Raw genomic sequence first — 11,849 nt, 5'->3', positions numbered from 1 at the left:
GTTTTTTTTGGATTGCCATTTCATATCACCTAAACATTATTTTAATATCATTTTGATTGCATTTGACTATTTAAATAGCATTGATATGAGAGCATCTAACTCTTGCACTGCAATCTTTTCATGCGAACGTAATTTCAGCTCACTTACGGTTCTCCCACTGCCCGCAGCATTGGCGTAAACTTTTCTTTGATAGATGATTTTGTCTAGGATTGGGATGTCCTCTTTGTACTCTTCCATCATTTCCAGCATATCTCTGTTGTCGGAGGATCTGGCTTGAGTATCTGCTTTGTTCAAAAGCGAATAACAGACCAAGCCATCTCTGATACTTCGCGCTTCTTTGATTAGATCGGCGTTGGCATCCATGGCCCAGGCTTCGAAACTTCCAGGCGCTGAAGGAACTAAAAGGACGTCTGTGATTGTCAGAGCAGCTCTCATTGCAGTGGAATCACGGCCTCCACATTCGATGATGATATCGTCAAAGTTATCTTTCTGTTGGAGAACCTGGCTCCTTAACACCGGGCCTTCTGGGTAATGCGAGCAAGCAATACCTGGTTCAACCCCGTCTTCTGAACGAACCAGGATAGCTGTTTGAGAAGACCCTTGTTTATCACCATCAACTAACCATACTTTTCTGCCTTGCCGAGCTCTTGCAACTGCGATGTTAACCGCGAGAGTAGATTTACCTACTCCTCCTTTCGTATTGGCAATCGTTAGTATCATTTTCATCTCTTTTTAATATTAAAAAACTATCAACATAGTAGTAAGTATATCTCATCTAAGTCAAGTCTTGGATGAGTGAAATTAACAGTATGATGATACCTTTATGATTGTATTTTAATATTAAAACCATATCACAATGATTGCTATGTGATGGTAAACATGATTTTATGCATTACTTGTACAGCATGTACTGAAGTATGGGCTATACCTCAGCCGCGCTTAACGAAAGAAATGGCCCCGGGAAGCAAAAAGTGGATCGTAGTGGGAAGTCTTTGCAGATTCGGTGTGTCGAAGTGGGGCAGGGTGAGGCAATTTGGGATAAAGGTGTGTTGAAGCGGGATAGCTTCTCACTTGTATCCAAAAGGTGTGTTGAAGTGGGAATGTACGGCAGTGAAAAAAGCACTTAACGAGTAATCCTCCCGTTACAACACACCTATTAAGACGTTTAAGAGGAGGATTCCCGCTACAACACACCTATCAAGATGTTTGATATAAGGCCTCCCGTTTCAACACACCCTAATAGAGTCGCTTTCCCGTATTGACACACCTTATACAGCTGATCCTGGTTTCAGATTTGCGGAGCGACTGTGTATCAGAACGAAAGTCTCTTTACCTTTTTTTGTGATGCTGTGGTCAAGATACCCAATATCCTGTAACTGCTTAAGGGCCAGTTTAATGATACGGTTCTGTTCCTTTACTGGAGAGAGCAGTGAGAGCCTGTCACGTATTCGTTTGAAAGATATAGGGACTGGGTTCGTAGGCAGGCTTTCGATGAAAGTATACAGGGCCTGAGCAGCTTCCTTGCGAGTTAAAGCGTTTATAGGCTTATGTCGAAGCAATACAGTGTAATCAGTCTGGTAGAGTTCCCATAGACGCTGATCAGCTTCAAGTTCCACTTGGTCGTTTGCAAAATCCAATTCACCAGTCTTAAGCAAACCTGTCACGGAAACTTTTTGAAGGCCCTCTGACCCGCTGCGGTTAAAGGTAATGGTCTTGCCACGTATCCTGGTTAAAGCTTCTGAAATACTTTTCCTAAGACGGGAATCGAATCTCTTAGACTCAAAGCGACACATTCCTGCAAACTCATGAAAAGTAAGTTTAATGCTGTTCGTTTTTAAACCGTACTTACTAAAAGCTTCAATGATACCTACCCATACCTTGAAGTCGATGGCCATACTCAACCGTTCGCCGGTAATACGAATATCGTCGTAGCCCTCTCGCCTTGAGAATTCCAAATCCTTGAGAACAGAGGTCGCATCGATTGATGTTCTGGCTCCTTTTGCAGGTCTGCTTGAGGGAACAAAAACATTTAATCTCATCAGGGCTACAGGCTGAACTGTTGCCTTACTAGTTACTGTGAGCTTATTGTTAACACTTTCACAATCTGGACCTATAACCTCTCCGATAAAAACATTTTCATTCATATAGTTATATCCATTCCAGTATATGATCGATATGTGCCTGAATTATTTATTCGTTCCCGTTTCGACACACCATTTTTCCCGATTCTACCCACCCTTTCCCCGTTTTGACACACCTTTTTCCCGCTTCGAAACACCTTTCTCCCACTACGACACACCAGAAAACGCTAAGAAGCCCGTAGACAAAGGCTTTGCAGCAAAAGGGATCAGTTTGGATCTATTCGGGTAACTTAGGATAAGTTATTGGATCTACTCAAAGGATATGTGGATAACTCATTATAGAATCTATACAACTTAAGAGCGTAAGGTGCTTTAAAAGGCTTCAGGCTCCCTGGTGCTTCCTCGCTCACTCGCGGGCTGCGCCCTGTCGTTCGCTGCGGCGAGCACTACTGGCTCTCTGAAAGGCGAAATTTAACTGATCCTCGCTATGGGGATATCTTTCCAGCGGGTGGTGTACGCAGGGGAGAGCATATCGCGTTTCATTTGCCATGCAGGCGCTATCCCTCGCCCGGCAAACCAGACCTGTCCCAGACCGGAATGATTAATTCCATCAAGAACCTTCATCAGCTCAGCGCTGTGAGGACGTGGCGGACGTTCGTCGAACAGCTGCAGCTGCGAAACGCCGGAGCCGGTGAAGTCGTTCAGCATCACACCGGCTTTGGCATACCGGTGCCCGTCCTTCCAGATACGCTCCAGAGCCGTTGTGGCGGCCGCAATAATGTCCCGGGTGTCCTGAGTGGGGGTAAGCAGTTTCTCCGTGGCCACGTTGCCGTAGTAAGGCTCTTTAACGGCAAAAGGGGACGTTTTAATGAAAACGGAAATATGCCGGCAATACTGCCGCTCTTTACGCAGTTTTTCTGAGGCCCGCTCTGCGTACTGACAGACAGCCTGCCGCAGCGAATCGTATTCAGTGACCTTCTCGCCGAAGCTACGGCTGCAGACGATCTGCTGTTTCACTGGCGGGGCTTCTTCAAGCGACATGCAGCTTTCCCCGTTCAGTTCGCGCATTGTTCGCTCGAGAACGACGGAGAAATTTTTGCGGATAAAGGCCGGGTTCGTCAGGGCCAGATCGAGCGCGGTTTTGATGCCCAGAACATTGAGCTTGCGTGCAATACGGTTTCCCACGCCCCAGATCTCTTCGACCGGCTGCAGTGAAAGCAGCTTCCGCGTTCGCTGTGGATTCCCCCGGGTCAGGGCGAGCACACCACGAAACTGTTTCCACTCCTTTGAGGCCCACTGGGCTGATTTTGCGAGTGTTTTCGTCGGTCCGGCGCCCACGCCAATGGTAAGACGGGTACAGTCATACACGTGCCGGCGCAGCTGCCGGCCGAAGTCCTCCAGGTCCATGCAATGCTCCACACCGGTCAGATCGAGGAACATCTCGTCAATCGAATACTGTTCCACCCTGGGGGCCAGCTCCTCCAGGCAGTTCATCACGCGCGCCGACATCGATGCATAAAGTTCATAGTTGCTTGAGAACGCGTATATTTTTTCCGGGTATCTCTCGTTTTTCATCTGAAACCACGGCGTGCCCATTTTGATCCAGGGCTTTGCCTCGGCACTTCTTGCGATTACGCAGCCATCGTTATTACTGAGCACCACAACCGGCTTTCCTTTCAAATCCGGGCGGAAAACACGTTCACAGCTGGCATAAAAGCTGTTCACATCGGCCAGGGCAAACATCAGTACATCTCCCTGGGACGGTGAATGATGTGCGTGACGACGCCAAAGATATCCAGATCGTCCGGGTCGGGATAAATTGGCGACCAGGCCGCGTTCATGGGCTGCAGCGTCAGTCGTGGCGTCAGCAGCAACCGTTTAACCGTAAATTCTCCCTGCACGCTGGCCACCACAATATCGCCATGCCGGGGCTTCTCGGCACTGTCCACAACCAGCAGATCGCCATTGTACAGGCTGCCGTCGGCCATGCTGTCTCCACTTGCGCGAAGGTAGTAAGTCGCGCTTGGATGCCGTATGCAGTAATCATGGAGATCCAGATCGGACTCGACATAGTCAGCTGCAGGTGAAGGGAAACCACATGAGGCCAGATCGGCGAATAACGGCAGCTGCATTTTATCTGGTGAGTCTGCCGGTGCGATAAAGCTGATATTGACCATTTTATACCCCTCCTTATTACTGTTTATATATACAGTATTATTTTTATGAACCCAGTTTTAAGCAAGCTATTCCCGGTCCCTTTATTTCAACCGGCTGATTTTTAGGCACAAATAGCTGGCGTATGAATAGCTTCAATCCCTATCTCCTTCTCTTTTAGTTCTCAAATAGTTCTCAATTATTTCTCATTCAGGGTTGTTATTGTGTCCGAGATTTGTATAATTCTCATATTGTTCTCAAATAGTTCTCTAGGTTGTTTTTGTTTGTGCTCGTTTCAATCCAAACTATTCCAAGGTGAAAGGTATGAAAATTTTCATTGATGACGGCTCTACCAATATCAAACTGCAGTGGAACGAAGCCGGACAGGTCAGGCAGTCAATCAGCCCTAACAGCTTCAAACGTGAATGGGCGGTGGCGTTCGGTTCTCAGCAGGCGTTCAACTATCAACTGAACGGGGAGCAGTATTCTTTCGACCCGATCAGCCCAGAAGCGGTTGTGACGACTAACGTTGCGTGGCAATACAGCGATGTGAACGTTGTTGCTGTTCATCATGCGCTTCTCAACAGCGGCATTGAGCCGTGTGAAGTGGATATCGTTGTCACACTGCCGCTGGCGGAGTATTACGACAAGAACAATCAGCCCAACGAAGCAAACATTCAACGTAAGAAAACAAACCTGCTGCGGCCGGTCGAACTCAATGGCGGGAAAACCTTCTCCGTTCGTCATGTTGACGTGATGCCAGAATCCATCCCGGCTGGTTTCGAAGTCGTTAAAAACCTCAATGAGCTTGATTCACTGCTGATCGTTGACCTGGGCGGAACGACGCTCGATATTTCTCAGGTGATGGGGAAAATGCGCGGAATATCGCGTATTTACGGTGATTCCACGCTGGGCGTCTCTCTGATGACCGGTGCCGTAAGAGACGCACTTTCGCTGGCTCGCACGAAGGGAAGCAGCTATCTGGCCGACGATATCATCATTCACCGTAATGATGCGGCCTACCTGGCGTCACGCATTAACGATACCTCACGCATCGATCTTGTTTGTGAAGCAATGACATCGGCTCACAGCCGGCTTGTTAACAGGGTTATTGAAGCTGTCAGTCGCTTTGAGGGATACTCGCATGTAATGGTCATTGGCGGTGGCGCCGAACTCATTGCAGAGGCAGTAAAAAAACACTGTGCAGTCAGGGAAGAACGTTTCTACAAAACCAGTACGTCTCAGTTCGACCTCGTTAACGGTATGTACCTTATTGGATAAAAACCATGGATACGCGACGCAAAATTACGTTTTACCTGAATCCTGAAACTAACGAAGCGGACCGCTTTGTCTGCCAGAAAACGGACGAAACGCCTCAGGGGGACAGGGGGCGTTTATGGCGCGCCGCGCTGCTTACCGGCTTTGCATTTGGCAAGCAGGATGAACGGCTGCCGTTCCTCTTCAGCGAGCTGCTTAACCGCGATACGTCATTTGATGACCTGCTGCAGCTGCTTAAAGCCGTTTACCCACGCGAAACCGAGGCTCTGCTGCAGGGCAGGGCGCGAGAGGCAGTAATCGCGGCCCCTCAGTCTCAAGAGCAGATGAGCGATTCGGTATCGCCTGATGACGAAACCCGAAATAATGCCCGGAGCATGTTCGGCGGGACGGGAAACAATGTCTGATCTGCGGGAACACGGAAAGCTTGTCCGCCAGTTCCTCAAAGCGGCTCGTGAGCTCGAATCCCTGAATGTGGTCGATGGCCTGGAAAACATGACCCTGGGTCAGCTGCGTGAGGAGCTTACGCGTCGTTCTTCGCCTGGCGCAGGCTATAAGCAGCAGTATCCGCGCCACGGCGTGAAATGGGACGAGGAGGAGAAACAACGCCTGATCGCCCTGGCCGAGGCGGGCATGCTCGATGTTGAAGAGTTTGCAAGGGAGTATCAGCGACGCCCGGAATCTGTTCTTGCCTATATGGTTCGCCTTGGACTGCTCGACAAGGATCACGATCTCCGTTAAGTCTCCATCACTGGCGGCGTAATAAGCCGCCTAAACCCGTCTTCCTGTTTAACCAGCTGTCTCTGAGTTGCTACCCCCACACCGCTTAATCGTCGCATCGTGCCGGAAAAATTCAAGCCACCGACCGCGGCGCCCGTTCGCATTCCTTCCCTCTGGTCAGTCATTTGCGCTGCGGCCTTGCGCCGGAGCGTGATTTTTTCCTTAAGGCACGTTGCGTCGTGTGCGGTATGGCGGAAGCACAACGCAGACCGCCGGCTAAAAAGGAACGCCAGAATGAGCCAACTGACACTTAACCTGCCTGCGCACAATATCTCCCATCATCCAAAGCACGCCGGTAAAAGCGGCTATGAGCATTATCGCCGTGAGTTTATAACCCTCTTCCGGGACACTGCGCGGTATCACAACCGTTATGAAGTATTCCGCGATTTCGCGGAAATGGGCGCCCTGGCCGTACAGAACGTGTTTCTGCGATCTGAGGCTCTGGAAGATGAATACCTGAACCTGGCGCGCCGCTATAAAAAAGATGATCTCCTTAACATGTCCCGATTGCTGGGGTGTATGGCGGCAGCTCTGGATTGCCAGCCTGGGGACTTTCTGGGGCAGATCTTCTCCGAACTCGAGATAGCTTCGGCGGAAATGGGCCAGTTTTTTACCCCGTACTACTTATCCAGCCTGATGGCACGCCTGACGACGGATGAACTGTTCGGCCAGCTGGATAGTGCGCCGTTCATAACGTTTCATGAGCCAGCGGTTGGCGCCGGCAGCATGGTCATCGCCTTTGCTGAAGCAATGTTTGAAAAAGGCCTTAATCCTCAGAAACAACTATTTGTCAGCTGCAACGATATTTCCCCCGTCGCGGTGCACATGTGCTATCTGCAGCTCTCCTACCTGGGTATCCCGGCGGAAGTAAGCATTGCGAATACGCTGACCCTTAAAACGCAGAGAACTTACCGGACTCCCTTGTGGTATCTGGGCGGCTGGCGTGATCGGCTTGAACTCTGGTCAACCTTAAACAACATGCGAGCGTTGCTCGGGGACTAAGAAGGACCGGGGCGCCGGCCCCGGTCTTAATCTGGCCAGACTGTCGGTCTGGCCGTAAAGGATGCCCGCTGAAGCGGGCCTGTTCCGGATAAAAAACGTTCTGTGTCCTCTTTCTCTGCACTCGTTATCTCCTGCCATCGCTAAGACGGTTGCACCGTGCCGGCATAAGTCAAGCCGCCGTCTGCTGCACCCGTTCGCGCGTTCTCCCTATGGTCGATCGCTTGCGCTGCGGCTTTGCATCCGGGGCATGACTTTTGCCTGGAGGCACGTTGCTGTCCGTCGCTCATGGCGGGAGACAACGACCAGCCTCCTAAAAGGAGGACGCCAGAAGAAAAAATTTATTCGTCCAGAAGGAGAAAATAATGACCGATCGTCAGATTATTACCAACCTGCTGCAGTCGCTCACTAACAGACTGCTGGTTTCTTCCCCTGAGTTTGCCGCAGCGCTTTCGCATTTTGACATTGTCACCACCTATCAGGGGGTGAAAGGCGATCCTGACTGGGCGGGTCTCTTCGGCCGTGAGGGTTGTTTCTATGTGGATGTATTTTCCGGGAGCCATCCAAAGGGACTGCGTTACGACTTTAACTGCCCTGAAGATGCTTCCGCCTTTGCTGCCGGCGTCCGGGACGGAGAGGTGATCCTGTGAATCTTTATTCCCTTCTGACGGCGGCCCGGGGCCGCCAGATCCTGGCAAAAAACAACTGGCCGGCGCTCGGTATGGATATCCCGGAATGCGGCAAGCAAATAACGCTGAAAGGTACTGTAAGCGCGGCTGTTCTGATCGAGCTGGTACCACACCTGGCAGAACGTGGGCGGCTTGCTAAGGGCGCTGTGAAGTCCCTGCAGGCGCTTTGCCGTGAAAACGACATTACGGCTGAGGTTTACGTGCAGATCGGTTACATCGAGATTTCTGTAGACGTAAAAGTGGCTGGCATTCCTGAACCGGAGAAGATTTGCCAGGACTATCTGACATTAGCGCTGCAGGACGAGCTGTGGGTTATGGGCGACACATTCAGGCGTGATGCCGAAACTATCCTGCAACAGACAGGCGCGCGCTACGACGGCGCCCATATTTTTGAACGCGAAACACGGCATTTCATTGTCGCAGCAGAAGCCTGGTACGACATACCGGCATCGATGTATCCCGGAGAGCAACTACTGCAGGCATGGCTTACTGAGATCCTCGTTTACGGAGCGGAGGTAATGACGATAGGCCTTGTTGTATGGCGCCAGTTCGGCATGCTGCGTGTATGTGAGCACCGTTTACCGCAGGTCTGCGTAGTCCGCCCGGACACACCTGTCAGACACTGGCTGAACCGCGAACATGTAGCAGAACTGATGCAGAAAGCACGCAAACATATCGCGAATGAACGAGAAATCACCGCAAGTTTTGGCAAGCGTAAATTTTAAAATGCAGCCACCCGGGAACCCCCGAAGTGATCCGGGCGCAGGAAAGGCTTTATGTGCCGAATAAACTGGAGTATGCAGGTCGCTGAATTACCGTGGTTTTCAACGGTTATTCCTGGTCAGAATGGTACTAATGGCGGTATAATGACCGTGGCGCTTGAGGCTTTTTGCCTCATGATGTTTCAGTGGTTTGGGTGTCGTGTGGCAGAAAGACAAAAGCCCCAGTTAATTTTCATTAACCGAGGCCCCTGCATGATTCGACACCATCAGGATAGCCTCTTACCGTGCCTAGTGCAAGGAGAAGCAAGCCATGAAATTGCCGCAACAACCTGTAATCTGGTGTGTACTGATAGTGTGTCTCACACTGCTGATATTCACGCTCCTGACCCGGTCCCGCCTGTGCGAGCTCCGGCTAAAGGATGGAAACAGGGAGGTTGCTGCAACTCTGGCTTACGAATCTGGTAAGTAGGAACCTGGAGCGGGGGGGGAACCCCCCGCTTTTCAGGCTGATAGTGTTGCGTTCTGCACCTGAAGCGCCTTTTTGAAGGGACTGTCTGAGCAATCGGGCAGTCCCTTTTACTTTTCCTGACCTCCGATTTTGAGCCCAGCGCTCGCAGCTGCCGTGCCGGCAGCGCCGCTTTCACTGGCCGCCGGTGGCGGCCGCTGAGGAAAGCCGGTGAACCGGCTTCTCCCGGCATCTCCTTCCTCTGCATTCAGCGGTGTTCACTTTTGCTGTGACTGACGCTGCCCCGTCCTGGTCCATAAACAAGGTAAGGCTAAAGCCCGCTGCACTCACCCGTTCGCACTCACTCCCTTTGGTCGCTCGCTTGCGCTGCGGCTTCCTGCATCGCCCTTGTTTCTGGCCCGGGCGGCCGGGGCGGTCATGTGTCACAGCAACGTGCTCCCCGCCTTCCGGAACCGGAAAAAGGGGACGCCAGAAAGAAGCCGAAGGAGATAAAAATGAACGCATCAACCACTACTGCCCAGACTGAACAGGTTACAAGCATTGAAATTACACACCCGCGCCAGCGCCTGAATTTCATCCCCCGTCTGTTTGCCTCCCCGCTTGGCGATCAGATGGCTGCTAACTTCCTGCAACGACACAGTAATTATGACGGTGGCAAGTGGCGATACTTTGAGGTTCCCCGTGGCATTACTGGCCAGATCGGAGGATGGACGGAAATTGCCACGACCCGCCCTACCGGGTATATCACGCCGCCCGATGGCACATATCGCCTGACCATCCCCGGTAACTATTTTGACGAGGAAGTTTCTGCGGATGCTGTGGGGATCATCGCAACGCTTTTTGTGCTCAATTTCCTCTCATGCAAGTTATTCGAAATGGGTGAAGAGTATGCAATGACGTGTCAGGGGCTTGTCGATCGTCAGGATGCGCTTAAGGACTATGTCAGCATCATCAAACATCCGGAAAGCAGCCAGATTTTCCGTGCAATCGACTGATAAAAAAGCCCGGCCAGCTGGCCGGGCATGAAAGGAAATCATTATGACAAAAAAATTAGCAGTATCGGAAGGCCTTGAAATACTTGCCCGCTGGCTTGAGGACAATATCAACTGTGAAACCGACCTGATTTTCGACAACCCGGAAGAAGGTACGGATTCCGCTATGTTACTGCCCTGCATTGAGGCGGCGCTGGCGCTCATTCATGCCGCGGAGGAAAATCAGACGCTACAAATCCGGGCGCAGGGTGATGCGAACCAATATGTTCTGTTAAAGGGAAAAAGTTGGTTTGCCCAGGTACTGATGAATGGCGAAATGAACGTTACACAGCAGGAACAGCACCTTAAAGCGATGATTGCCGGAGTCACCAATGAATAACGAAGAAGCACAAACAGCTGCGTCAATTCCTGAGCTGGTCTCGCTGATAATAGAGGCTGAGCCGGTAGAGGGCGCAGAGATGAATAATGCTGAACGATCAGCACTGGCTGCGGAAGTGTTATGTATCTTCGCGAGGAGAACGGGACAGGCCCGCGATGGGGAGCCTGTCGAAACCATCATGGTGGATCTGCTGGCGAACCTGATGCACCTGTGCGACCGTATGAGCATTGATTTTTCGGGATTGTTGCCGGTTGCTGCGATGCATCATGATGATGAGCGTGACGCCTGAATCTGCTGCCCTGCTGAATCCCCAGCGCATCGAGCGCCGGGGATTCAGTGCCCACCTTCAGCTGCTGCGCAAGGTATCAGCAATCATTGCGCTGATCATAAAGCGCAGATCTTCTCCGCTTGTCTGGTTCCGGGCGTGATGGCTCATTTGTTCCCGGAGCGATAATGTCACGGTAGCCAGGGCGACACTGCGCTTTATGTTCGGCGAATTTTCATAATCCTTGTAGGTTCGCAAGCTCACACCCAGCTCTTCAGCTGCACGATCCATGCTCCACATCATTCCTCTTCGCCAGAGGCGCAACTCAAAGCCGTTCATAATTATCTCGAAAAAGTGCAGAAATTGCACTTATTTTAACGTTGATGCAGAGTTATAAAAAGGGTTTTCTGCAACCAATATCACAAGCTACGAAAATTTTTGGCTGGAAAGTTCAACAAGTTACTTGTCATGAAATGGTATTCCGAGCCGAGAGTGAGCAAAGAATGAACAAACATCGACTTTTGCTGCCGCTGCTTTAACCGGGCCAGCTGAGCGAGTGATTTCCGGACCAAGTTCCACGTCAGGTTCTGATCCAGTTTTACCAGGATCTGTGCCGGAACGGCGTTAGTCGCTGGTAGATGATCTCAAAGACAGAAAACCAGGGCCAAGGGCGAAACTCTGGGCACCTTCGGCTCCCCGTCGTAGCCGGGTCGTCGCCTGCACTCCGCGTGGTGGCCAGAGTGTCCACCGCGCTCCGCGGAGCCGCACGCGTCTCCGTCCTTACGGATAGCAAGCGATGCCTGAAAACCACGCTTGCAGCTGCCTCACGGCAGCAGCCGCTTCACTGGCCGCGTTGCGGCCGCAAAGGAAGCCGGACTAAAGCCCGGCTCATCTGGCGTCTCCCTTTTACCTCACATCGCGGTGCTCCTGTGGCCGTGACAGACGCTGCCCCGTCCTGGTCCATAAACAAGGTAAGGCTAAAGCCCGCTGCACTCACCCGTTCGCACTCACTCCCTTTGGTCGCTCGCTTGCGCTGCGGCTTCCTGC

General features: G+C 51.5%; 14 protein-coding genes and 1 pseudogene. 10 read left to right on the top strand and 5 right to left on the bottom strand.

The genetic code is table 11. The annotated features are described in order from the left end of the window. Positions 1 to 66: 66 nt before the first annotated feature. From AC0TOY_RS01115 to umuD, 4 genes are all read right to left on the bottom strand, one after another. Positions 67 to 720: an AAA family ATPase gene (locus AC0TOY_RS01115; RefSeq protein ID WP_023321975.1), complete on the bottom strand. Its 654-nt coding sequence runs from the start codon at positions 718 to 720 to the stop codon at positions 67 to 69. A 548-nt stretch (positions 721 to 1,268) separates the two neighbouring features. Beyond that, complete coding sequence (locus AC0TOY_RS01110) at positions 1,269 to 2,144, bottom strand: RepB family plasmid replication initiator protein (protein ID WP_063434130.1); 876 nt, start codon at positions 2,142 to 2,144, stop codon at positions 1,269 to 1,271. 408 nt (positions 2,145 to 2,552) lie between these two features. Continuing rightward, positions 2,553 to 3,824 (bottom strand): Y-family DNA polymerase, encoded by a 1,272-nt coding sequence (locus tag AC0TOY_RS01105; protein ID WP_196106717.1) that lies wholly within the window; start codon positions 3,822 to 3,824, stop codon positions 2,553 to 2,555. Beyond that, entirely contained in the window at positions 3,824 to 4,213 is a 390-nt protein-coding gene (gene umuD / locus AC0TOY_RS01100; protein WP_113228135.1) for a translesion error-prone DNA polymerase V autoproteolytic subunit, read from the bottom strand. Before umuD ends, AC0TOY_RS01105 begins: the two co-directional genes overlap by 1 nt. Positions 4,214 to 4,559: 346 nt before the next feature. On the opposite strand from umuD, the gene AC0TOY_RS01095 reads away from it, so the two are divergent. From AC0TOY_RS01095 to AC0TOY_RS01050, 10 genes and pseudogenes are all read left to right on the top strand, one after another. Then, positions 4,560 to 5,516 carry a plasmid segregation protein ParM gene (locus tag AC0TOY_RS01095; RefSeq protein ID WP_043135399.1) on the top strand — a complete coding sequence of 319 codons (957 nt, stop codon included), beginning with the start codon at positions 4,560 to 4,562 and terminating at the stop codon, positions 5,514 to 5,516. A 5-nt stretch (positions 5,517 to 5,521) separates the two neighbouring features. Then, on the top strand, positions 5,522 to 5,917 hold the full coding sequence (locus tag AC0TOY_RS01090) for a plasmid partitioning/stability family protein (protein ID WP_118284100.1): 396 nt from the start codon (positions 5,522 to 5,524) through the stop codon (positions 5,915 to 5,917). Beyond that, a complete protein-coding gene (locus tag AC0TOY_RS01085) occupies positions 5,910 to 6,251 on the top strand; it encodes a hypothetical protein (RefSeq protein WP_196106716.1) in 342 nt (113 codons plus the stop codon). Before AC0TOY_RS01090 ends, AC0TOY_RS01085 begins: the two co-directional genes overlap by 8 nt. A gap of 273 nt (positions 6,252 to 6,524) precedes the next feature. After that, entirely contained in the window at positions 6,525 to 7,292 is a 768-nt protein-coding gene (locus tag AC0TOY_RS01080) for an N-6 DNA methylase (protein ID WP_023321982.1), read from the top strand. A 362-nt stretch (positions 7,293 to 7,654) separates the two neighbouring features. Further along, positions 7,655 to 7,939: a hypothetical protein gene (locus AC0TOY_RS01075; protein ID WP_052977991.1), complete on the top strand. Its 285-nt coding sequence runs from the start codon at positions 7,655 to 7,657 to the stop codon at positions 7,937 to 7,939. Next, complete coding sequence (locus AC0TOY_RS01070; RefSeq protein WP_196106715.1) at positions 7,936 to 8,703, top strand: hypothetical protein; 768 nt, start codon at positions 7,936 to 7,938, stop codon at positions 8,701 to 8,703. Before AC0TOY_RS01075 ends, AC0TOY_RS01070 begins: the two co-directional genes overlap by 4 nt. A gap of 307 nt (positions 8,704 to 9,010) precedes the next feature. After that, on the top strand, positions 9,011 to 9,169 hold the full coding sequence (locus AC0TOY_RS01065; RefSeq protein ID WP_032727168.1) for a type I toxin-antitoxin system Hok family toxin: 159 nt from the start codon (positions 9,011 to 9,013) through the stop codon (positions 9,167 to 9,169). A gap of 491 nt (positions 9,170 to 9,660) precedes the next feature. Continuing rightward, complete coding sequence (locus tag AC0TOY_RS01060) at positions 9,661 to 10,161, top strand: antirestriction protein (RefSeq protein WP_023321890.1); 501 nt, start codon at positions 9,661 to 9,663, stop codon at positions 10,159 to 10,161. Positions 10,162 to 10,204: 43 nt separating this feature from the next. Next, positions 10,205 to 10,393: pseudogene (locus AC0TOY_RS01055) on the top strand (hypothetical protein); the annotation flags it as partial. Between the two features lie 136 nt (positions 10,394 to 10,529). Further along, complete coding sequence (locus tag AC0TOY_RS01050; protein WP_196106714.1) at positions 10,530 to 10,826, top strand: hypothetical protein; 297 nt, start codon at positions 10,530 to 10,532, stop codon at positions 10,824 to 10,826. A 57-nt stretch (positions 10,827 to 10,883) separates the two neighbouring features. Here the strand turns inward: AC0TOY_RS01050 and AC0TOY_RS01045 are convergent, their stop codons facing one another. After that, positions 10,884 to 11,093, bottom strand: a complete 210-nt coding sequence (locus AC0TOY_RS01045) for an XRE family transcriptional regulator (RefSeq protein WP_240783255.1) — start codon at positions 11,091 to 11,093, stop codon at positions 10,884 to 10,886. Positions 11,094 to 11,849: the final 756 nt, after the last annotated feature.

The organism is Enterobacter sp. PL_is379 (genome assembly GCF_055817355.1).
The sequence above is the reverse complement of the archived record's forward strand: the minus strand, read 5'-3'. Positions and strand labels throughout refer to the sequence as shown.

Coding starts and splice junctions, on each gene's coding strand:
- AC0TOY_RS01060 (WP_023321890.1), top strand. CDS start 9,661: ATGAACGCATCAACCACTACTGCCCAGACTGAACAGGTTACAAGCATT.
- AC0TOY_RS01080 (WP_023321982.1), top strand. CDS start 6,525: ATGAGCCAACTGACACTTAACCTGCCTGCGCACAATATCTCCCATCAT.
- AC0TOY_RS01085 (WP_196106716.1), top strand. CDS start 5,910: ATGTCTGATCTGCGGGAACACGGAAAGCTTGTCCGCCAGTTCCTCAAA.
- AC0TOY_RS01095 (WP_043135399.1), top strand. CDS start 4,560: ATGAAAATTTTCATTGATGACGGCTCTACCAATATCAAACTGCAGTGG.
- AC0TOY_RS01075 (WP_052977991.1), top strand. CDS start 7,655: ATGACCGATCGTCAGATTATTACCAACCTGCTGCAGTCGCTCACTAAC.
- AC0TOY_RS01105 (WP_196106717.1), bottom strand. CDS start 3,824: ATGTTTGCCCTGGCCGATGTGAACAGCTTTTATGCCAGCTGTGAACGT.
- AC0TOY_RS01090 (WP_118284100.1), top strand. CDS start 5,522: ATGGATACGCGACGCAAAATTACGTTTTACCTGAATCCTGAAACTAAC.
- AC0TOY_RS01110 (WP_063434130.1), bottom strand. CDS start 2,144: ATGAATGAAAATGTTTTTATCGGAGAGGTTATAGGTCCAGATTGTGAA.
- umuD (WP_113228135.1), bottom strand. CDS start 4,213: ATGCAGCTGCCGTTATTCGCCGATCTGGCCTCATGTGGTTTCCCTTCA.
- AC0TOY_RS01050 (WP_196106714.1), top strand. CDS start 10,530: ATGAATAACGAAGAAGCACAAACAGCTGCGTCAATTCCTGAGCTGGTC.
- AC0TOY_RS01065 (WP_032727168.1), top strand. CDS start 9,011: ATGAAATTGCCGCAACAACCTGTAATCTGGTGTGTACTGATAGTGTGT.
- AC0TOY_RS01115 (WP_023321975.1), bottom strand. CDS start 720: ATGATACTAACGATTGCCAATACGAAAGGAGGAGTAGGTAAATCTACT.
- AC0TOY_RS01045 (WP_240783255.1), bottom strand. CDS start 11,093: ATGGATCGTGCAGCTGAAGAGCTGGGTGTGAGCTTGCGAACCTACAAG.